Source organism: Massilia niastensis DSM 21313 (assembly GCF_000382345.1).
GTDB lineage: Bacteria > Pseudomonadota > Gammaproteobacteria > Burkholderiales > Burkholderiaceae_D > Telluria > Telluria niastensis.
This window is the reverse complement of sequence record NZ_KB908093.1, coordinates 58570-77545: the sequence shown is the minus strand read 5'-3', so window position 1 is coordinate 77545 and position 18976 is coordinate 58570. Positions and strand designations below refer to the sequence as shown.

Here is an 18976-nt window from a genome sequence, read left to right as displayed (position 1 = left end):
GGAGAAACCCATGAGTTTCAATGCCGCCGCCGTCAATCCGCAGATCGACCTGAGCATGAACCGCATGCTGATGCTGAATGCCTCCTGCCAGGCCGTGATCGAGGCCGAGATCGCGCAGGTCGCGTCGCCGTGGTACCGGCAACTGGACCAGGAACTGGGCGCGGCCGAAGAGCTCGTCATCGCCTGGCGGCGCAGCGGCGTCATGTATTTTGAGAATGCGATCCTGGACGCCGTCGGCGTGGTTGGCGATGCCTTCCTGGGCGCGCAGTCCACGATCGACGCCATGTTTTCCCAACTGGAGCGGGATGTCACCCCGGCCGGGAAGGCCGCACTGGTGGCGCAGCTGCGCGCGCTCCAGCCGCCCCTGCACACCCTGACCGCCCGGACCGGCGATTACCTCGGCCGCCTGAAGGCCTTCCAGGTCGCCATGGCGACGCCGCATGCCGGCATGGCGACCACCATCGCCCAGGTCCAGGCACAGGAAGCGGGCATCCAGGCCGCCATCGACAGCATCAACCGGCAGATCGCAGCGCTGACGACCCGGATCAATACCGACCGCGACCTCATCGCCAGGGCGCAAAAGGCGCGCAGCGACGGCATCGTCGAAACCGTCTTCGGCGTCATCTTCGCCCCGTTCACGGGCGGTTTGTCACTGATACTGGCCGGTATCGGGGTGGCTTCGATCGCCGCGGCGCAGGACAAGGTGAACGCCATGGAGTCCAACGTGTCCGGCTATCAGCACACGATCGCCGGCGACCAGTCCACGCTCAAGGCGGACCAGGCCATCATCGCCACCCTGGGTGCGCTGACCATGAGTACCGGTCTCGTCATTAGCGACCTCGACAACATCGATGCGGCGCTGGATGGCTTGCGCACCAGCTGGGATGTATTCGATGGGGAGCTCGCAGGCGTGATCGACAAGCTCGGCCTGGCCACCAGCGCAGCCGACCTGGTCGTGATGCAGGCGTGGTACGGCAGCGCCTGCGCGGAGTGGAAGCTGATTGCGGAGCATGCGGCCAGCCTCTTGCATCCCGCCATTACCACGCGCATCGTTTCGATTGGATAAAGAAAAAGGGTTACATGTCGGAACATGTAACCCTTTGTTCTTGCTGCTCATTCTGGTGCCGACTGCAGGACTCGAACCCGCCACCTGATGATTACAAATCAACTGCTCTACCTGATGAGCTAAGTCGGCAATGTGATCGTTAGAGCAAGGATTATACCCTTATTTGATACGGGTCAACGTCGGGCGTCCGCCTTTTTTGGGCGGCTCGTTGTCGTCATCCGGCGGCGTAGTGGACTCGGCCGTGGAGGCGCTCTCGGAAGCCGGCACCGCCGACAGCGAGGCCGATGCGGGCTCGTCGGCCGTCGCCGGCATGTCCGCCGCGGTCACGTTGACCTCGAAGGCCATGCCCTGGCCATTCTCGTTCGCGTAGATCGCCAGCACGTTGTGCACCGGGATGTAGATCTCGCGCGACACGCCGTTGAAGCGCGCACGGAAATGGATCGCGTCGTTGTCCATCTTCAGCCCGGACGTGGCGCCGTAGCTGATGTTCAGGATGATCTCGCCTTTCCTGACGTATTCCATCGGCACCGTGGTGGCGGAATCGACCTTGACCGCAAGGTAGGGCGTGTAGCCGCTGTCGGTGCACCATTCGTAGATGGCGCGCAGCAGGTAAGGCTTGGTGGAGATCTCGGACATGGCTTTGTTGATAAAAAGATACTAAAGTACGCGCCAGTTTACCCCATTCCCAGGAACGTGGCGAACCGGCGTGTACGGACTGCAGGGCGGCCCGGGGGAGCCGCCCGCGCGCCATCAGCGGCGCATCACCTTCTCGGACGGGGTCAGCGCCTCGATGTAGGCCGGGCGCGAGAAGATGCGCTCGGCGTACTTCATCAGCGGCGCCGCGGTCTTCGACAGCTCGATACCGTAGTGGTCCAGGCGCCACAGCAGCGGGGCGATCGCCACGTCCAGCATCGAGAATTCGTCGCCGAGCATGTACTTGTTCTTCAGGAACAGCGGCGCCAGGGTGGTCAGGCGGTCGCGGATTTCCGAGCGGGCCTTGTCGTGGCTCTTGTCGTTCGTCTTGTTGCGCTCGCTTTCCAGCGTGTGCACGTGGACGAACAGTTCCTTCTCGAAGTTGAACAGCATCAGGCGGGCACGGGCGCGCATCAGCGGGTCGGCCGGCATCAGCTGCGGGTGAGGGAAGCGCTCGTCGATGTACTCGTTGATGATGTTCGACTCGTACAGGATCAGTTCGCGTTCGACGAGGATCGGCACCTGGCCGTACGGATTCATCGTCGAGATGTCCTCCGGCTTGTTGAACAGGTCGACGTCGCGCACCTCGAAGTCCATGCCCTTTTCGAACAGGACCAGGCGGCAGCGTTGAGAGAACGGGCACGTGGTGCCGGAGTAGAGAACCATCATGGTTTATAGTTCCTTAAGAAACAAAGGGGTGAAGCGCAAAGCGACTCACCCCGAAAAATGATTGCCCGTATTATAGCCAACCGGGCAGTGAAAGCGAATTACTTCACATCCTTCCAGTATGACGCGTTCAAGCGCCAGGCCAGGAAAGCGAACACGGACATGAACAGAAGGACAATGACACCCAGGCGTTTGCGGGTGTTTTGCGCCGGTTCCGCCATCCAGCCCAGGTAGGCGACCAGGTCGGCGGTGGCGGTGTCGAACTCCTGCTGGCTCATGGCGCCGGGCGCCACCTGCTCGAAGCCGGCGAACTTGTGCACCGTCTTGCCGGCGTCATGCGGATCGGCTTCGTCGACGAATTTCGCAGTGCGTACGCCCTGCAGCTGCCACATCGCGTGCGGCATCGCCACGTTCGGCACCACCATGTTGTTCCAGCCGGTCGGGCGGGTGTCGTCCTTGTAGAAGGTGCGCAGGTAGGTATACAGGTAGTCCGCGCCCGAGCCGGCCGGCGAGGACTTGGCGCGCGCGATCACCGACAGGTCCGGCGGCACCGCGCCGAACCAGACCTTCGCATCGTCGGCGCGCATCGCCGTCGTCATCATGCCGCCGACTTTGTCTTGCGAGAACAACAGATTGTTCCTGATCTGATCCTCGGACAGCCCCAGGTCCTGCAGGCGGTTGTAGCGCATCGAGGTCGCCGAGTGGCAGTTCAGGCAATAGTTGACGAACAGCTTGGCGCCATTCTGCAGCGCCGACAGCTCGCTGCGCTCGGGCGCGCGCTCGAGCGGGAAGCCGCCCTCGGCGGCGAATGCCAGCCCCGGCACCAGGGCCAGGACTGCGATCAGTTTCTTCGCAAAGAATTTCATGGGTTGTCCTTGTGCTCTCTGATGATGTCGATCAATGCGGGGTGAAGCTCAGGCGATTCGGCACCGGCTTGAAGGTGCCCATCGTGCTCCACCACGGCATCAGCAGGAAGAACGCAAAGTACAGCAGGGTGCAGACTTGCGAGAGGATCGTGAACGACGGCGTCGGCAGCTGGGTGCCCAGGTAGCCCAGGGTCAGGAAGCACAGCGCGAACACCACGAACAGCCAGGTGTGCCAGTCCGGGCGGTAGCGCAGCGAGCGGGCCGGCGAGTGGTCCAGCCACGGCAGGAAGGCCAGGATCATGACCGACGAACCGAACAGCACCACGCCCCAGAACTTCGCTTCCAGCACCTGCGGCAGCATGCCGATGATGAGCACGAGGCCGATCGCGGCGATCGCGATCTTGGCGCGGTAGGACAGGCGCGACTTGAGCCAGATGAACACGACATAGGCGGCGACCGCGGCCATCAGCACGTACATGAAGTCGGCCGTGGTGGCGCGCAGCACCGAGTAGAACGGCGTGAAGTACCAGGTCGGCGCGATGTGCGGCGGGGTCTTCATCGAGTCGGCCGGCAGGAAGTTGTTGTACTCCAGGAAGTAGCCGCCCATTTCAGGCGCGAAGAACACGACCGCCGAGAAGATCAGCAGGAACACCGACACGCCGAACAGGTCCTTGGTGGTGTAGTAGGGGTGCGAGTGGATCGCGTCGACCGGATGGCCGTGCTCGTCCAGGTTGTCCTTGACTTCGATGCCGTCCGGGTTGTTCGAGCCGACTTCGTGCAGCGCCAGGATGTGCGCGGCCAGCAGGCCCAGCAGCACCAGCGGCAGGGCGATCACGTGGAAGGCGAAGAAGCGGTTCAGGGTGGCGTCCGACACCACGTAGTCGCCGCGGATCCACAGCGACAGGTCGGGACCGATCACGGGAATCGCGCCGAACAGGTTGACGATCACCTGCGCGCCCCAGTACGACATCTGGCCCCACGGCAGCAGGTAGCCGAAGAAGGCTTCCGCCATCAGGCACAGGAAGATCCCGAAGCCGAACAGCCAGACCAGCTCGCGCGGCTTGCGGTACGAACCGTACAGCAGGGCGCGGGTCATGTGCAGGTAGACCACGATGAAGAAGGCCGAGGCGCCGGTCGAGTGCATGTAGCGCACCAGCCAGCCCCAGGGCACTTCGCGCATGATGTATTCGACCGAGCCGAACGCGAGCGCGGCGTCCGGCTTGTAGTGCATGGTCAGGAAGATGCCGGTGACGATCTGCAGCACCAGCACCAGCAGGGCCAGCGAGCCGAACACGTACCAGACGTTGAAGTTCTTGGGGGCGTAGTAGCGGCCCCACTGGTCGTTCCACAGCTTGGTCAGCGGGAAGCGGTCGTCGACCCAGGCCAGCGCCTTCTCGGCGGCCGGCGCGTTCGCGGGAAGCTTGGTTTCTTTGAATGGGCCTGCCATCTTATGCCTCGCCTTTCTCGTCTTTGCCGATCACCAGCCTGTTATCCGACAGGTACATGTACGGTGGAACATCCATGTTGGTCGGCGCCGGCTTGTTCTTGAACACGCGCGCCGACAGGTCGAAGGTGGAGCCGTGGCAGGGGCAGAGGAAGCCGCCCGGCCAGTTGTCCGGGAGGTTCGGCTGGGGGCCGGAGTTCAGGCGCGAGGAGGGGGAGCAGCCCAGGTGCGAGCAGATGCCCACGGTCACCAGCACTTCCTTGTGCTCGATGCGCGCGCGGTACGGGTTCTTGGTGTATTCCGGCATCGGCAGCTGGAATACCTTGTCGGAGGCCGGATCGGCGAGTTCGGCGTCGATCTTGGTCAGATTGGCCATCATTTCCGGTGTCCGGCGAAGAATCCAGACCGGCTTGCCGCGCCATTCGACGACCTTCATTTCGCCGGGCTTGACGTCGGAGATATCGACTTCGACGGGAGCGCCCGCGGCTTTCGCGCGTTCAGAGGGCTGGAAGGTGCTGACGAGGACTCCCGCCGTGGACACACCAACGACACCGCCTGCCGCGCATGTAGCGACGATCAAACCGCGTCGGCCTGGATCGACCTGCTTATCATTACTCATACCAACCCCACTCCGTGAAAAACGAAACTTAAGAATTAATAAAGAGCTTCCAGCAACACAAAATTATATGTGAACGGCAATACCGATTGGAAAAAAATTATCAAGGGTACATGGTTGGCAAAATGCCCGTGCCAGCGCACGCCTTTCGGAAGGCAGAGCGACATCCATAATCGGGATGCTTGGGGTATGATGGAACTGCTTGTATCAATAACAATTCGAGGAATCCAATGGCGATGCTAAGCGAGTTCAAGAAGTTTGCGGTACGCGGCAATGTGGTCGACCTGGCCGTGGGCGTGATCATCGGCGCGGCCTTCGGCCGGATCGTCGATTCCCTGGTCCAGGACATCATCATGCCGCCGATCGGAAAGCTGTTCGGAGGCCTCGACTTCGCAAACTATTATATTCCTCTCAACAACCAGGCTTACAACTTACCGCTTGTCGAAGCAAAAAAAGCCGGTGCAGTGTTGGCATATGGTAACTTTCTGACCATCTTGCTCAACTTTATCATCCTGGCCTTCATCATTTTCCAGATGGTGAAGCTGGTCAACCGCCTGCGCGGCCCGGCGGACGCCGAGGCGGCCGCGATTGCGGAAGAGGTCGTTCTGCTGCGCGAAATCCGGGACTCCCTGAAGAAGTGAAAGACGGCACCCTCCACGACATCGTCAGGCGCCCCAGTGCGCCGCGCCGGCTCTGGCTGCTGTTCGCACAGGCAGTCACCGTCGCGCTCGCCCTGTATTTCGTGATCGCGGTGCTGCGGCCGGAATGGCTGGAACGCCCGCCGACGCCGGTCCAGGTCGGCGCACCGGGCAAGTCGGTGCCGATGCTGCAGGCCGCGCCGGCCGCCACCGCCGGCAGCTTCCGCGAGGCCGCCGGCAAGGCGATGCCGGCCGTGGTCAACATCTTCACCAGCAAGGCGTCGCGCCAGGCCCATCCGCTGCTGAAGGACCCCTTCTTCCGCCGCTTCTTCGGCGACCGCCTGCCGCCGGACGAGCAGCTGGCCAGCCTGGGCTCGGGCGTGATCGTCAGCGGCGACGGCTATATCCTGACCAATTTCCACGTGGTCGAGGGGGCGGATGCGATCGAGGTCGGCCTGGCCGACGGCCGCAAGGCCCCGGCGCGCATGGTCGGCACCGATCCCGAGACCGACCTGGCCGTGATCCGCATTGCGGAAAGCAACCTGCCGGTGATGGTGCTGGGCGACCCCGAGCAGGCGCGCGTGGGCGACGTGGTGCTGGCCATCGGCAATCCCTTCGGCGTCGGCCAGACCGTCACCCTGGGCATCATTTCCGCGCTGGGCCGCAACAACCTGCACATCAACCACTTCGAGAACTTCATCCAGACCGACGCCGCGATCAACTTCGGCAACTCGGGCGGGGCGCTGGTCGACACCAATGGCCACCTGCTGGGCATCAACTCGGCCATCTATTCGCAGACCGGCGGCTCGGTCGGGATCGGCTTCGCGATTCCGGTCTCCACCGCCAAGACGGTGCTGGACTCGATCATCCGCCATGGCCAGGTGGTGCGCGGCTGGATCGGCATCGAATCGCAGGACATCACGCCCGAGCTGGCCACCAGCTTCGGCCTGGCGCGCTCGAGCGGGGCGATCATCGCCGGCGTGGTGCGCGGCGGCCCGGCCGACCGCGCCGGCGTCCAGCCGGGCGACATCCTGACTTCCGTGGGTGGCAAGCCGGTGGGCAGCACCAGCGACATGCTGAACCTCATCGCCCAGCTCGAGCCGGGCTCGAAGGCCGACCTGACCATCCTGCGCAAGAGCCGCAAGTCGACCCTGGGCGTGACCGTCGGCCGCCGGCCACGCCAGATTCCGTAGTTCCTTTTCCCCATTATCCATGCACCTGCGCGACCTGAAGCAATTCCTCACCGAACTCAGCGACAACAACAACCGACCCTGGTTCATCATGAACAAGCCGCGCTACGACATCCTGCGCGAGGAGTTCCTGGCGGTCGTGACCGACCTGATCCGCGAACTGGCGAGATTCGACAAGCAGGTGGCGGCCTGCGATCCGAAGAAGGCGATGTTCCGCATCAACCGCGACATCCGCTTCTCCAACGACAAGACGCCCTACAAGACGCGCTTCTCGGCCGGTATCACGCCGAGCGACAAGCGGCGCCCGAGCGCGGCGGGCGGCCCGACGTATTACTTCCACATCGAAGGCAATGGCAAGCTGCTGTTCGGCGCGGGCGAATACCTGCCGCCGGGGCCGCGGCTGAAGGCGATCCGCGAGCACGTCGTCAACGATGCGCCTGGATTTGCCAAAATGTTGAAGAATAAGCATCTCCGGGAGCGCTACGGCGACCTGCAGGAAGAAGACAAGCTGCAACGTCCGCCCAAGGGCTTTGACCCCGGCCATCCGCACATCGAGTACCTGAAGCTGAAGAGCTTTTTCGTGTGGACCGAGGTGGACCTGGAGCTGAATGCGCCGGACAAGCTGGTACCCTTGCTGGCAAGCGGATTCAAGGATGCGTTCGCGCTGGTCACCTGGCTGCGCGGTGTGCCGGAAAACTATGACGAGCAATAAAGAAGGAGGGCGACATGGCCTTGCAACACGCAGTATCGGGTGAAAAGATCGTATTGCAGCGCGGGGATGACGACATCGCCCATTTCACGTCGATCGCCCTGGTCAAGACCGAGACGATGGAGCTGATCCGGCTGGTGGTTCCGAAGGAAAAGCCGGTGCCCGAGCACCGCGTGGAAGGGGAGGTGACCCTGCTGTGCCTCGAGGGCGAGATCGCGCTCGACGCGCATGGCCGCACGATCGTGCTGCGGCCGAACGAGATGGTCTATCTGGCGGCCGGCGAGCCGCGCACCATTCGCGCCAACAGGGATGCGGTGGCGCTCATGACGATCCTGATGGGGCCGGTGCGCGCGGGTGGACCGACCAAGGATCCGCGCGGGGCGGCGAACTGATATTCACGCGGGACGGCGAACTCAGGTAGGGTGGACGGCTTTGCCGTCCACGCGGTGATCGTTACCGGTGCTGCATTCGTACGCGATGATCTCGCCGCCAACTATCACCGCGTGGGCGGACAAGCCGCCCACCCTACGCCAGCTCGATCCTCGGGTCCCGCGCCAGCAGCCTGGCCGCCATCTCGCTGGCCGCCATTCCATCGAACAGCACGCTGGCCACCGCCTCGGTGATCGGCATCTCCACCCCCATCCTGTGCGCCAGCTCGCGCACCGATTTCGCGCACGGCACACCCTCGGCCACGTGCCCGAGTTCCCGCACGATGGTGTCGAGCGCCTTGCCCTCGGCCAGCGCCAGGCCGACCCGGCGGTTGCGCGACAGGTCGCCGGTGCAGGTCAGGATCAGGTCGCCCATCCCGGTCAGGCCCATGAAGGTGCCGGGCTGCGCGCCCAGCGCCGTGCCCAGGCGGGTGATCTCGGCCAGGCCGCGCGTGATCAGGGCCGCGCGCGCATTCAGGCCCAGGCCCAGGCCGTCGGCGGCGCCGGTGGCGATCGCCATCACGTTCTTGACCGCGCCGCCCACTTCGACGCCGACCAGGTCGTCGCACGAATAGACGCGCAGGTTGTTGCCGTGCACCGCCGTCACCACGCGTTCGCGCAATTCATTCGAGCTCGACGCCACGCTCAGCGCGCACGGCAGCCCGCGCGCCACTTCCTGCGCGAACGACGGGCCCGACAGCGCCGCGCCCGGCACGCCGTCGCCCAGCACCTCGGCCACTACCTGGTGCGGCAGCAGGCCGGTGTCGGCTTCGAAGCCCTTGCACAGCCAGACCACGTTCGGGATGGCATGCCCGCGCAGCCGTTCCAGCAGCGGACGCAGGCCGGCCACCGGGCAGGCCGCGATCAGCAGCGGCGCTTCATCGGCGCGCGCCTCCAGCACATGGGCCAGCGCGGCGTCGAAATCGCTGGTCACGCGCAGGCTGGCCGGCAGCGGATGGCCCGGCAGGTAGGGGTTCTCGCGCGCGGCCTCGGTCTCGGCCATCTGCTGCGGGTTGCGGCCCCACAGCAGCACGTCGTGGCGCGCGGCCAGCGCGATCGCCACCGCCGTGCCCCAGGCGCCCGCGCCGAGCACGACGATCTTGGAAGCTTGTTTGTTATCTTGCATGAAATCCCAACAGTGGAACTACAGGCCCCAGATATCGGTGGCCTTGATGTAACCGGTGATGCCGTCGCGGTGGCGCACGCGCGCCCAGGTCAGCGCGGTCGGATCGACCAGTTCGAGCAGGACGCCCTTGTCGGCGGTCATGAGGACCTGCGAGCTGTCGTTCGCATCCGCGAACACCTTGGCGCCGGGCACGCTCACCAGCACGTTACGCCGTGCCGACAGGCCGTTGGCCGGGGTCCAGGCGACATCGCCGTTCATGTCGCGCACCTTGACCCATTCGCCATAGCTGAGCATGACCTGCACCGGCATGCCTTGCGGCGCCACGTACAGTTTCTTGCCCTTGGCGGACGGGGTGTCGTACAGGATCGCGGCGGGCGTGCCGACCGTCTTGAAATCGAAGGCGTGCGCAGCCGATGCTGCAAGGAACAGCAGGCCTGCGAGGAAGCGGGAAAGGATCATGGCGGGCCTTGGATGGACAAGAACCGGAACGCCGGCGGTGGAACGGGCGTCGCAAGCGACGCCCGCGGGAGGGATTACTGTGCGGTGCCGGTAGCGGCTTCTGCCAGGGCCTGGCGGCGCTGCTGGTAGAAGGCTTCGAAGTTGATCTCGGCCAGGTGCACCGGCGGGAAGCCGGCGCGGCTGATCACGTCAGCGATGTTGGCGCGCAGGTAAGGGTAGATGATGTTCGGGCAGCCGATGCCCAGCAGCGGATCCATCTGGTCAGCCGGGATGTTGCGGGCTTCGAAGATGCCGGCCTGCTTGCCTTCCACCAGGAACGCAACCTTGTCCTTCAGCTTGGCGGTGACGGTGATCGTCACGGTCGACTCGTAGATGCCTTCGGCGATGCTCTCGGCGCCGACGTCCAGCGACACTTCGATGGCCGGGGCTTCCTGCTCCAGGAAGATCGACGGCGAATTCGGTTGCTCCAGCGACATGTCTTTCAGGTAGACGCGTTGGATTTGGAATACTGGTTGCAGATTTTCGTCAGACATGGAACGCTTTCGTTGAAATAATTAAAGGATGACAGGGCGCCATCCCAGGTGCTGGGGTCAAACGCAACGGCAATTGTATCAAAATCAATTTGGATGCAATAGCGCTTTGCCGCCGCGTTGCAGACCTGTTTTGTACGCGCCTTACTCGCCGTTCAGCAGCGGATCCAGGCGGCCCGCCTGGTCCAGTGCGTACAGGTCGTCGAAGCCGCCCACGTGGGTGTCGCCGACATAGATCTGCGGCACGGTACGGCGACCGGTGCGCTGCATCATGATCTGGCGCTGTTCCGGGTCGAGGTCGACGCGGATGCGCTCGATGTCGGTCACGCCCTTGGCTTCGAGCAGGCGCTCGGCGCGCACGCAGTAAGGGCAGCTTGCGGTATGGTAAAGGACAACGTGGGCAGACATGATTCTTCCTTCCTTGACAGATTATTTGGTGAGCGGCAGGCCTGCGGCGCTCCAGGCCGCCAGGCCGCCTTCCAGGCTGTAGACATCCTCGAAACCGGCCTTCTGCAGCTGGCGGGCCGCCTTGTCGGAGCGCGCGCCGTTCTGGCACACCACCACGACGGTGCGGCTTTTCGACTTGTCCAGTTCGCCGATGCGTTGCCCCAAGTCTGACAGCGGGATGTGTTTCGCGTCGCGCAGGTGGCCGGCCGCGAAGTCGTCCGCGCCGCGCACGTCGACCACGGTGGTCTTGCCGCGGTTGATCATCTGCGTCACCTGCAGCGGCGTGGCGCGTTTACCGCGCGGCGCCAGGGCTGGCCACAGCAGCGCGCCACCCGAGATGACGGCGATCGCCACAATGAAAATATTATCGAGTATGAATTTCACAAGGCTTCCAATGGTTGAACTGAATCGGCGCATTATAAAATAGAAGGCGAACCATACACCCACCATCCTTTTTTCAAGACAAATTTATGTACAAAATCGTATTCATGCGCCATGGCGAATCGACCTGGAACCTGGAAAACCGCTTCACCGGCTGGACCGACGTCGACCTGACCGAGAAGGGCGTCGCCGAAGCAAAAACCGCCGGCCGCGTCCTCAAGGAGGCCGGTTTCAAGTTCGACCTGTGCTACACCTCGGTGCTCAAGCGCGCCGTGCGCACCCTGTGGCTGGCGCTCGACGAGATGGACATGATGTATCTGCCGATCATCAACGACTGGCGCCTGAACGAGCGCCACTACGGCGCCCTGCAGGGCCTGGACAAGGCCGAGACCGCCGCCAAGTTCGGCGACGAGCAGGTGCTGGTCTGGCGCCGCAGCTACGACACCCCGCCGCCGCCGCTGGCCGCCGACGACGAGCGCACCTCGTTCAACGACCCGCGCTACGCCGGCCTGGACAAGGCGCAGATCCCGCTCACCGAATGCCTGAAGGACACGGTCGCACGCGTGATGCCGGCCTGGGACGAGGAAATCGCCCCGGCCATCCGCGCCGGCAAGAACATCCTGATCTCGGCCCACGGCAACAGCCTGCGCGCCATCATCAAGATGCTCGACAACATCAGCGACACCGACATCGTCGGCCTGAACATCCCGAACGGCCAGCCGCTGGTGTACGAACTGGATGCCGACCTGAAGCCGATCCGCCATTACTACCTGGGCGACCAGGAAGCGATCGCCGCCGCCATGGCGGCCGTGGCCAACCAAGGGAAGGCAAAGTAAAGTCTTGCGTTTGCCATTCACGAAGTCGCTCGGGAGCGCGCTGCTGTGCGCCCTCCTGGGCATCGCGCTGTCCCCCGACGCTTTCGCCCAACGCCAGACCGAACGCAGCCGCCAGAAGGCGACTGCCGAGAAACAGCGGGCCGGCATCCAGCAAAAGCTGGAAGCGATCAAGCGCGACATCATCCGCACCGAGAGCGAAAAGGAAGACGCCGCCGATACCCTGGCGGAGTCCGAGGCCGCCATTTCGGACGCCAACCGCGCGCTGCGCGACCTGGCCGAGGAACAGGACCAGACCAGCAACCGGTTGCAGGACCTCGGCACCGAGCAGCAGCGCCTGGCGCAGACAATTGATTCTCAAAAGAAACAGTTGTCTGAATTGCTGCGCGAGCACTACGTGGCTGGCAACGAAGACCGGATCAAGCTGCTGCTGTCCGGCGACAACCCGAACCGGATCAACCGCGACCTGCAGATGATGGCCTATGTGTCGCAGGCGCAGGCGCGGCTGCTGGCCGCCCTGCGCGGCAACCTGGCCCAGGTCGAGGCCAACCGCGACAAGGTCGAGAACGCCCAGCAGGAGCTGGAAGAAATCGCCCAGGAGCAGCTCGACCAGAAGGCGCTGCTGGAGAAGGAAAAGGCGCGCCGCGCGGCGCTGCTGCAGAACCTGTCGAGCAAGCTGGCCGACCAGCGCAAGCAGGCCGACCGCCTGCAGCGCGACGAGCAGCGCATGAGCGGGCTGGTCGACCGCCTGACGCGCCTGATCCGCGAGCAGGCCGAGGCCGAGCAGCGCCGCCAGGCCGCGCTGGCCGCCGCCAGGGCCAAGGCCGAGGCGGAAGAGAAGGCGCGGGCGCTGGCGCGCGCCAAGGCGGCCCAGGAAAAGGCCGAGCGCGAACGCATCGCGCGCGCCAAGGCGGCCCGGGAGGCCAAGCCGGGCGCCAAGCCCGTGCCGATCCCGGAAGAACCGAAAGTGGTCGAGCAGCCGGCGCCGAAGCCGGCCGAGACCAAACCGTCCGCGCCGCCGCCGCCCGAGGTCACCCTGGCGCCGGCCGCCCCGGCGGGCGCCTTCGCCAGCCTGCGCGGGCGCCTGAACGCCCCGATCAGCGGCAGCGTGGCGGCGCGCTTCGGCGCCCGCCGCGGCGACGGCCCGAGCTGGAAAGGCATGTTCATCAAGGCCGCCGAAGGGGCCGAGGTGCGCGCCGTCGGACCGGGCCGGGTGGTGCACGCCGACTGGATGCGCGGCTTCGGCAACCTGATCATCATCGACCACGGCGGCGAGTACCTGTCGATCTACGGGAACAACCAGTCCCTGCTGAAACGCCCGGGCGACATGGTGCGCGCGGGGGAGGCGATCGCGAGCGCGGGCAATACCGGCGGCAACGAGGAATCGGGGCTATACTTTGAGCTCAGGCACCGCGGCAAGGCCTTCGATCCTGCAAGCTGGATCAAATTCTAGGGGCAAACATGGGCATCAAAGCAAAGAACATCGGGCTGATCGGCCTGGGCATGGTGGCCGGCGTGGCCGCGTCGTTCCAGTTCTCGGCCTATGCGCAAAAGAACGGCGCGCCGTTGCCGCTCGACGAGCTGCGCCAGCTGGCCGATGTCTACGGCCTGATCAAGACCGACTATGTCGAACCGGTCGAGGACAAGAAGCTGCTGTCCGAGGCGATCGGCGGCATGGTCGCCTCGCTCGACCCGCATTCGGTCTACCTCGACCCCAAGGCCTTCCGCGAGATGCGCGAGAGCGTGCAGGGCAAGTTCGTCGGCGTGGGCGTCGAGATCGCCACCGAGGACGGCTATGTCAAGGTGGTGTCGCCGATCGAGGACACCCCGGCGCACAAGGCCGGCATCAAGTCCGGCGACCTGATCACCCGCATCGACAACGTCCCGGTGCGCAACATGTCGGTCGACGAGGCCATCAAGCGCATGCGCGGCAAGGCCGGCAGCAAGGTCACCCTCACCATCGCCCGCCGCGGCGAGGACAAGCCCTGGGTGGTGCCGGTGACGCGCGAAAAGATCAACGTGCAAAGCGTCAAGGCCAGGCTGGTCGAACCGGGCTATGCCTGGGTGCGCGTCAGCCAGTTCCAGGAAAACACGCTGGAAGAACTGGCCCGGAAAACGACATCCCTGTATGCCGAAAATCCCGGGATCAAGGGCCTGGTGCTCGACCTGCGCAACGACCCGGGCGGCCTGCTGCCGGGCGCGATCGGCGTGTCGGCGGCCTTCCTGCCCCAGCCCGACCAGGTGATCGTCTCGACCAAGGGCCAGTTGCCGGATTCGAACCAGGTGTTCTATGGCCGCCGCGAGTTCTATGCGCAGCGCGGCGATCCGCTGGCCGGCCTGCCGGAAGCGCTCAAGACGGTGCCGATGGTGGTGCTGGTGAACAGCGGTTCGGCCTCGGCGTCGGAGATCGTGGCCGGCGCCCTGCAGGACTACAAGCGCGCGATCGTGATGGGCAGCCAGACCTTCGGCAAGGGCTCGGTGCAGACCCTGCGCCAGCTGTCGGCCGACACCGCGATCAAGCTGACCACGGCGCGCTACTACACGCCGAAGGGACGCCCGATCCAGGCCACCGGCATCGTGCCCGACATGCGGGTCGCGGAGACCGCCGAGGGCGACATGCTCAATGCGCTGCGCGTGCGCGAATCGGACCTGCAGCGCCACCTGGTGGCCGAGGGCGAGAAGAAGGCCGCGAGCGCCAGGGACAAGGCCGGCCAGGTGGACCAGCAGCAGCGCGCCCTGGCCCTGCTGAAGGAGCGCAAGCCGCTCGAGTTCGGCAGCAAGGACGACTTCCAGCTGGCCCAGGCGCTGAACCACTTCAAGGGCCTGCCGGTGCAGCTGGCCAAGGGCGAGCCGGAGGAACTCAAGCCGGTGCCGCAGCCCTTGCCGGGTGCGGAGCACAAGCCGCCCGAACTCAAGGCGCCGCCAGCCAAGAAATAAGCGTTTGCGGGGTGCACGCAAACCTGGGTCTCCGCGCAGGCGGGGGCCGGGCCTGCGCACCCGCAGCCCCCACGTTTACCCCACCCCATGAACGACAACCAACTCCTGCGCTATTCGCGCCACATCCTGCTCGACGACATCGGCATCGAAGGCCAGGAACGCCTGCTGGCCGCGCACGCGGTCGTGATCGGCGCCGGCGGCCTGGGTTCGCCGGCCGCGCTCTACCTGGCCGCGAGCGGCGTCGGCCGCATCACCCTGGTCGACGACGACGAGGTCGACCTCACCAACCTGCAGCGCCAGGTCATGCACACCACCGCCCGCGTCGGCCAGCCGAAGGTCGAGTCCGGACGCACGGCGCTGCTGGCGCTGAATCCCGAGATCGAGGTCGTCGCCCTGTGCGAACGCGCCGGCCCGGAACGCCTGCTGGAACTGGCGCGCTCGGCCACCGTCGTGCTCGATTGCAGCGACAACTTCGCCACCCGCCACGCGGTCAACCGCGCCTGCGTGGCCGCCGGCGTGCCGCTGGTGTCGGGCGCGGTGATCCGCTTCGACGGCCAGCTGTCCGTGTTCGACCCGCGCCGCGAAGGCGCTCCCTGCTATGCCTGCCTGTTCCCCGAGGACAGCCACTACGAGGACGCCGCCTGCAGCAGCATGGGCGTGTTCGCGCCCCTGGTCGGCGTGGTCGGCGCCACCCAGGCCGCCGAAGCCATCAAGCTGGTGGTCGGCATCGGCCAGCCGCTGGCCGGACGCCTGCTGCTGCTCGAGGGCCGGGCGATGGAATGGACCAGCATCGGGGTCGCACATAACCCGTCTTGCCAAGTCTGTATTAAGCCTGGCTGAACGTACAATTTAACGATACGTGCTCTGAACAAGGTGGCTTACAATGCATCCAAGGCTGCGACGCCTGTCATATTTCCGGCATATACTGACCGGCTTTACCGATTCACTGCCCAGATCACTATGAATATAAGTTCGCAACGTATGCAGCGCCGCCGCTTCGCCCGCGGCTTCACCCTGGTCGAGATCATGGTTGTCGTGGTCATCATCGGCATCCTCGGCGCCCTGGTCGTGCCGAAGCTGCTGGGCCGCACCGGCGAATCGCGCGTCACCGCCGCCAAGGTCGATATCGCGACCATGATGCAGGCACTCAAGCTGTACAAGCTGGACAACCAGCGCTATCCGACCACCGAGCAGGGCCTGCTGGCCCTGACCACCAAGCCGACCTCCGGTCCGGCGGCCAACGGCTGGAAGACCGGCGGCTATGTCGAGAAACTGCCGAAGGATCCGTGGGGTAACGCCTACCAGTACCTGTCGCCGGGCATCCATGGCGAAGTGGACATCTTCTCGCTGGGCGCCGACGGCCAGCCTGGCGGCACCGGCGAGGATGCCGACGTCGGCTCCTGGGAGTAAGTTCTTTTGATGCCGGCCACGCGCCCACCGCGCAAGGACTCCGGCTTCACCCTGGTGGAGCTGCTGGTCGTGCTGGTCATCATCGGCATCACGCTGGGGCTGGCTTCGCTGAACGCCATGCCGAGTCCGCGCCAGGACCTGCAGCAGGAAGCCCAGCGCCTGGCGCTGCTGCTGCAGCTGGCGCGCGACGAGGCCATCGTGCGCAACCGGCTGGTCGCATTCGAGGCCAACGGCGAACGCTACCGCTTCATCGTGCGCAACGATAACGGCTGGGAGCCGGTCACCCGCGACGACCTGCTGCGCGAACGCACTTTCAAGAACGCCCCGCTGCAGCTGAACCTGCAGCCTGCCGGCGCGTCCGGCGCCAGCGACCGGCTGCGCATCACCTTCGGCCGCGAACCGGTCGACAAGCCCTTCGTCCTCACCCTGGCCACCGGCGGCAACGCGGTCGCGATCCGCGCCGACGGGGTCGGGCATTTCACGGTCGAATGAGCATGCACCCGCGCCGCATCCACGGATTTACCCTGCTCGAAGTGCTGGTGGCCCTGGTCATCGTCGGCACCGCGCTCAGCGCGGGCCTGCGCGCGGTCGGCAGCCTGGCCACCAACAGCGCCGGGCTGCGCGCCTCGATGATGGCGACCTGGTCGGCCGAGAACCGCCTGGTGCAGATCCGCCTGGGACGCGAATTCCCCGAGGTCGGGAAGCGCAGCTTCCCCTGCCCGCAGGGCGACCTGAACCTGATCTGCGAGGAAGAGGTGCTGACCAGCCCGAATCCCCTGCTGCGCCGGATCGAAGTGTCGGTGTTCGACGTCGACAATCCGGGGCGCCGCATCGTCAAGCTGGTCCAACTGGTGCTGAGGCCTCCCCCGGTATGAAACTCGGCCTACAACGCGGAATACAACGCGCCACGCAGCGCCAGCCAGGCTTCACGCTCGTCGAGCTGCTGGTGGCGATCGCCATCCTGGCCATCGTCGCCGTGCTCGGCTGGCGCGGGCTGGACGGCATCGTGCGTGCGCGCATGTCGCTCACCGAGCAGATGGAAACCACGCGCGGCATGCAGCTGGCCTTCGCCCAGATGCAGAGCGACTGCGAGCACCTGGCCGACATCGAGGTGCTCGGCCGGCGCCCCTTCCTGCTGTTCGACGACGATCGCCTGACCCTGGTGCGCAAGGTCTTTGTCGAGAACGAAGCGTCGCGCCTGCAGGTCGTGTCCTACCGCGTGGCCGGCGGCCAGCTGGTGCGGCGCGAGTCGCCCGGCACCCGCGACCTGCAGCAGATCGACCAGCTGTGGGACGCGGCCAACTCCGATGCGCCGTCCGAGAATTCGCCGCCCGTGGTGCTGCAGGTCGGCGTGAGCGCGATGCAGGTGCTGGTCTGGCAGAACAATGCCTGGCGCGACGAGCAGAGCGAGGCCGCCGTCACCAATGCCCAGGCCGAGCAGCTGCCGGTGGCCGCGGGACAGACCCAGCTGCCGACCGGCGTGCAGGTCGCGCTGACCGTGCAGGGCCTGAAAGCGCCGATGCTCAAGTCCTTCCTGCTGGGAGGCACCTGATGCGCCTGCACCGCCAGCGCGGCGTCGCGGTGGTCACCGCCCTGCTGCTGACCACCCTGGCCATCTCGATCGTGGCCAGCCTGTTCTGGCAGCAGCAGGTCCAGGTGCGCTCGATGGAAAACCAGCGCCTGCACCTGCAGACCAAATGGATCCTGCGCGGCGCGCTCGATTGGTCCAGTGTGGTGCTGCGCCAGAGTAACTACAGCGGGGATTACACCTCGCTCGACCAGGTCTGGGCCACGCCGCTGGCCGAGACCCGGCTCGACCAGTACATCGAGCGCGAGCGGGTCGAAGGAGAGAATTTTGATGCTTCACTGTCCGGTAACATCATTGACGCCACCTCGCGTTACAATCTGGCCAACCTTGCCAAGGATGGCATCGTGGCTCCGCGGCAGCGGGTGATCTTCGGGCGCCTGCTGGACAACCTGCGCCTGGAAGCCCGCTTTGCCCAGCGGATCGCCGATTTCGTGGCGGCCGGGCAACCGGTGCCGACGATACCGACCGGGGGCGAGGAGCAGACGCCGCAGATGGGCCAGCGTCCGGCCAACATCAGCGGCACGCCGATGCCGCTGCTGCGGGTGGACGACCTGCTGGCGGTGCAGGGCATCACGCCCGAGATACTCGAGCGCCTGCGGCCCTTCGTCATCGTGCTGCCGACCACGCAGTTGACGGCGGTGAACGTGAACACGGCCCCGGCCGAGGTGCTGGCCGCGGTGTTGCCGGGGTACACGGTGTCGGAAGCGAACGTGCTGGTTGAACAGAGGAAGCGCGCAGCCTGGCGTGACCTGGGGCAATTCAAGACCGAGATCAAGAACACGGAAGGGCTGGTCGAGGGGTCGATCGGCGTGAGCAGCAATTGGTTTGTGGTGCAGAGCCGGATCCGGCTCGACCGCGCCGCCCTGAACGCCGACTCGCTGATCCAGCGCGACGGCACGATCGGCGGTGGTGTGAAAGTAATCTGGACCCGCCAGAACTAGAAGAAAGC

The 18976-nt window shown here is 65.3% G+C and carries 24 protein-coding genes and 1 tRNA gene; 14 read left to right on the top strand and 11 right to left on the bottom strand.

Translation table 11 applies throughout. The features are described 5' to 3' along the window. Positions 1-10: 10 nt before the first annotated feature. On the top strand, positions 11-1066 hold the full coding sequence (gene makE, locus H162_RS0112470) for an alpha-pore-forming cytotoxin subunit MakE (RefSeq protein WP_020653803.1): 1056 nt from the start codon (positions 11-13) through the stop codon (positions 1064-1066). A 53-nt stretch (positions 1067-1119) separates the two neighbouring features. On the opposite strand, the gene H162_RS0112465 is transcribed toward makE, so the two are convergent. From H162_RS0112465 to petA, 6 genes are all read right to left on the bottom strand, one after another. Further along, positions 1120-1195 (bottom strand) — tRNA-Thr (locus H162_RS0112465). Positions 1196-1225: 30 nt separating this feature from the next. Further along, positions 1226-1702 (bottom strand): ClpXP protease specificity-enhancing factor, encoded by a 477-nt coding sequence (locus H162_RS0112460; RefSeq protein ID WP_020653802.1) that lies wholly within the window; start codon positions 1700-1702, stop codon positions 1226-1228. Between the two features lie 114 nt (positions 1703-1816). Beyond that, the gene (locus H162_RS0112455) at positions 1817-2428 is read right to left on the bottom strand and encodes a glutathione S-transferase N-terminal domain-containing protein (protein ID WP_026354566.1); all 612 of its coding nucleotides are present in this window, start codon (positions 2426-2428) and stop codon (positions 1817-1819) included. Positions 2429-2526: 98 nt separating this feature from the next. Beyond that, positions 2527-3291 carry a cytochrome c1 gene (locus H162_RS0112450; protein ID WP_020653800.1) on the bottom strand — a complete coding sequence of 255 codons (765 nt, stop codon included), beginning with the start codon at positions 3289-3291 and terminating at the stop codon, positions 2527-2529. A 31-nt stretch (positions 3292-3322) separates the two neighbouring features. Beyond that, a complete protein-coding gene (locus H162_RS0112445) occupies positions 3323-4738 on the bottom strand; it encodes a cytochrome b (protein ID WP_020653799.1) in 1416 nt (471 codons plus the stop codon). A gap of 1 nt (position 4739) precedes the next feature. Beyond that, positions 4740-5354, bottom strand: a complete 615-nt coding sequence (petA, locus tag H162_RS0112440; RefSeq protein WP_026354565.1) for a ubiquinol-cytochrome c reductase iron-sulfur subunit — start codon at positions 5352-5354, stop codon at positions 4740-4742. 227 nt (positions 5355-5581) lie between these two features. Between petA and mscL the strand changes: the two genes are divergently transcribed. From mscL to H162_RS0112420, 4 genes are read left to right on the top strand one after another with little or no spacing between them, the layout of a single operon-like run. Continuing rightward, complete coding sequence (gene mscL, locus H162_RS0112435) at positions 5582-5992, top strand: large conductance mechanosensitive channel protein MscL (RefSeq protein ID WP_020653797.1); 411 nt, start codon at positions 5582-5584, stop codon at positions 5990-5992. Then, positions 5989-7182 carry a Do family serine endopeptidase gene (locus tag H162_RS0112430; protein ID WP_020653796.1) on the top strand — a complete coding sequence of 398 codons (1194 nt, stop codon included), beginning with the start codon at positions 5989-5991 and terminating at the stop codon, positions 7180-7182. The genes mscL and H162_RS0112430 overlap by 4 nt, the downstream gene beginning before the upstream one ends. A 19-nt stretch (positions 7183-7201) precedes the next feature. Further along, a complete protein-coding gene (locus H162_RS0112425; protein ID WP_020653795.1) occupies positions 7202-7891 on the top strand; it encodes a DUF2461 domain-containing protein in 690 nt (229 codons plus the stop codon). 14 nt (positions 7892-7905) lie between these two features. Beyond that, positions 7906-8280, top strand: coding sequence for a cupin domain-containing protein (locus H162_RS0112420; protein ID WP_040787223.1), 375 nt, complete (start codon positions 7906-7908; stop codon positions 8278-8280). Positions 8281-8413: 133 nt separating this feature from the next. On the opposite strand, the gene H162_RS0112415 is transcribed toward H162_RS0112420, so the two are convergent. From H162_RS0112415 to H162_RS0112395, 5 genes are all read right to left on the bottom strand, one after another. Beyond that, entirely contained in the window at positions 8414-9442 is a 1029-nt protein-coding gene (locus H162_RS0112415) for an NAD(P)H-dependent glycerol-3-phosphate dehydrogenase (protein ID WP_020653793.1), read from the bottom strand. Positions 9443-9460: 18 nt separating this feature from the next. After that, positions 9461-9901, bottom strand: coding sequence for an SH3 domain-containing protein (locus H162_RS0112410; RefSeq protein WP_020653792.1), 441 nt, complete (start codon positions 9899-9901; stop codon positions 9461-9463). Between the two features lie 74 nt (positions 9902-9975). Continuing rightward, positions 9976-10434: a protein-export chaperone SecB gene (gene secB, locus H162_RS0112405; protein ID WP_026354562.1), complete on the bottom strand. Its 459-nt coding sequence runs from the start codon at positions 10432-10434 to the stop codon at positions 9976-9978. 141 nt (positions 10435-10575) lie between these two features. After that, the gene (gene grxC, locus H162_RS0112400; RefSeq protein WP_026354561.1) at positions 10576-10839 is read right to left on the bottom strand and encodes a glutaredoxin 3; all 264 of its coding nucleotides are present in this window, start codon (positions 10837-10839) and stop codon (positions 10576-10578) included. Positions 10840-10860: 21 nt separating this feature from the next. Next, complete coding sequence (locus H162_RS0112395; RefSeq protein ID WP_020653789.1) at positions 10861-11262, bottom strand: rhodanese-like domain-containing protein; 402 nt, start codon at positions 11260-11262, stop codon at positions 10861-10863. A gap of 86 nt (positions 11263-11348) precedes the next feature. On the opposite strand from H162_RS0112395, the gene gpmA reads away from it, so the two are divergent. From gpmA to gspK, 9 genes are all read left to right on the top strand, one after another. Then, positions 11349-12095, top strand: coding sequence for a 2,3-diphosphoglycerate-dependent phosphoglycerate mutase (gene gpmA, locus H162_RS0112390; protein ID WP_020653788.1), 747 nt, complete (start codon positions 11349-11351; stop codon positions 12093-12095). Between the two features lie 10 nt (positions 12096-12105). Further along, positions 12106-13545 carry a murein hydrolase activator EnvC family protein gene (locus H162_RS0112385; protein WP_020653787.1) on the top strand — a complete coding sequence of 480 codons (1440 nt, stop codon included), beginning with the start codon at positions 12106-12108 and terminating at the stop codon, positions 13543-13545. Positions 13546-13553: 8 nt separating this feature from the next. Further along, positions 13554-15029: a S41 family peptidase gene (locus tag H162_RS30695; protein ID WP_020653786.1), complete on the top strand. Its 1476-nt coding sequence runs from the start codon at positions 13554-13556 to the stop codon at positions 15027-15029. 87 nt (positions 15030-15116) lie between these two features. Further along, complete coding sequence (locus H162_RS0112375) at positions 15117-15869, top strand: HesA/MoeB/ThiF family protein (RefSeq protein ID WP_020653785.1); 753 nt, start codon at positions 15117-15119, stop codon at positions 15867-15869. A gap of 141 nt (positions 15870-16010) precedes the next feature. Next, positions 16011-16439, top strand: coding sequence for a type II secretion system major pseudopilin GspG (gene gspG / locus H162_RS0112370; protein WP_020653784.1), 429 nt, complete (start codon positions 16011-16013; stop codon positions 16437-16439). 9 nt (positions 16440-16448) lie between these two features. Beyond that, the gene (gspH, locus tag H162_RS0112365; protein ID WP_020653783.1) at positions 16449-16931 is read left to right on the top strand and encodes a type II secretion system minor pseudopilin GspH; all 483 of its coding nucleotides are present in this window, start codon (positions 16449-16451) and stop codon (positions 16929-16931) included. 2 nt (positions 16932-16933) lie between these two features. Next, entirely contained in the window at positions 16934-17314 is a 381-nt protein-coding gene (gene gspI / locus H162_RS0112360) for a type II secretion system minor pseudopilin GspI (protein WP_020653782.1), read from the top strand. Further along, complete coding sequence (locus H162_RS0112355; protein WP_020653781.1) at positions 17311-17991, top strand: type II secretion system protein GspJ; 681 nt, start codon at positions 17311-17313, stop codon at positions 17989-17991. The genes gspI and H162_RS0112355 overlap by 4 nt, the downstream gene beginning before the upstream one ends. Further along, complete coding sequence (gspK, locus tag H162_RS0112350) at positions 17991-18968, top strand: type II secretion system minor pseudopilin GspK (protein ID WP_020653780.1); 978 nt, start codon at positions 17991-17993, stop codon at positions 18966-18968. Before H162_RS0112355 ends, gspK begins: the two co-directional genes overlap by 1 nt. Positions 18969-18976 lie beyond the last annotated feature (8 nt).

What these genes read in the sequence shown, in the direction of transcription:
- H162_RS30695 (WP_020653786.1), top strand. Translation starts at nt 13,554, where the DNA reads ATGGGCATCAAAGCAAAGAACATCGGGCTGATCGGCCTGGGCATGGTG.
- makE (WP_020653803.1), top strand. Translation starts at nt 11, where the DNA reads ATGAGTTTCAATGCCGCCGCCGTCAATCCGCAGATCGACCTGAGCATG.
- secB (WP_026354562.1), bottom strand. Translation starts at nt 10,434, where the DNA reads ATGTCTGACGAAAATCTGCAACCAGTATTCCAAATCCAACGCGTCTAC.
- gpmA (WP_020653788.1), top strand. Translation starts at nt 11,349, where the DNA reads ATGTACAAAATCGTATTCATGCGCCATGGCGAATCGACCTGGAACCTG.
- H162_RS0112460 (WP_020653802.1), bottom strand. Translation starts at nt 1,702, where the DNA reads ATGTCCGAGATCTCCACCAAGCCTTACCTGCTGCGCGCCATCTACGAA.
- H162_RS0112450 (WP_020653800.1), bottom strand. Translation starts at nt 3,291, where the DNA reads ATGAAATTCTTTGCGAAGAAACTGATCGCAGTCCTGGCCCTGGTGCCG.
- mscL (WP_020653797.1), top strand. Translation starts at nt 5,582, where the DNA reads ATGGCGATGCTAAGCGAGTTCAAGAAGTTTGCGGTACGCGGCAATGTG.
- gspG (WP_020653784.1), top strand. Translation starts at nt 16,011, where the DNA reads ATGCAGCGCCGCCGCTTCGCCCGCGGCTTCACCCTGGTCGAGATCATG.
- gspK (WP_020653780.1), top strand. Translation starts at nt 17,991, where the DNA reads ATGCGCCTGCACCGCCAGCGCGGCGTCGCGGTGGTCACCGCCCTGCTG.
- H162_RS0112455 (WP_026354566.1), bottom strand. Translation starts at nt 2,428, where the DNA reads ATGATGGTTCTCTACTCCGGCACCACGTGCCCGTTCTCTCAACGCTGC.
- petA (WP_026354565.1), bottom strand. Translation starts at nt 5,354, where the DNA reads ATGAGTAATGATAAGCAGGTCGATCCAGGCCGACGCGGTTTGATCGTC.
- H162_RS0112445 (WP_020653799.1), bottom strand. Translation starts at nt 4,738, where the DNA reads ATGGCAGGCCCATTCAAAGAAACCAAGCTTCCCGCGAACGCGCCGGCC.
- H162_RS0112375 (WP_020653785.1), top strand. Translation starts at nt 15,117, where the DNA reads ATGAACGACAACCAACTCCTGCGCTATTCGCGCCACATCCTGCTCGAC.
- H162_RS0112425 (WP_020653795.1), top strand. Translation starts at nt 7,202, where the DNA reads ATGCACCTGCGCGACCTGAAGCAATTCCTCACCGAACTCAGCGACAAC.
- gspH (WP_020653783.1), top strand. Translation starts at nt 16,449, where the DNA reads ATGCCGGCCACGCGCCCACCGCGCAAGGACTCCGGCTTCACCCTGGTG.
- grxC (WP_026354561.1), bottom strand. Translation starts at nt 10,839, where the DNA reads ATGTCTGCCCACGTTGTCCTTTACCATACCGCAAGCTGCCCTTACTGC.
- gspI (WP_020653782.1), top strand. Translation starts at nt 16,934, where the DNA reads ATGCACCCGCGCCGCATCCACGGATTTACCCTGCTCGAAGTGCTGGTG.
- H162_RS0112415 (WP_020653793.1), bottom strand. Translation starts at nt 9,442, where the DNA reads ATGCAAGATAACAAACAAGCTTCCAAGATCGTCGTGCTCGGCGCGGGC.
- H162_RS0112355 (WP_020653781.1), top strand. Translation starts at nt 17,311, where the DNA reads ATGAAACTCGGCCTACAACGCGGAATACAACGCGCCACGCAGCGCCAG.
- H162_RS0112410 (WP_020653792.1), bottom strand. Translation starts at nt 9,901, where the DNA reads ATGATCCTTTCCCGCTTCCTCGCAGGCCTGCTGTTCCTTGCAGCATCG.
- H162_RS0112420 (WP_040787223.1), top strand. Translation starts at nt 7,906, where the DNA reads ATGGCCTTGCAACACGCAGTATCGGGTGAAAAGATCGTATTGCAGCGC.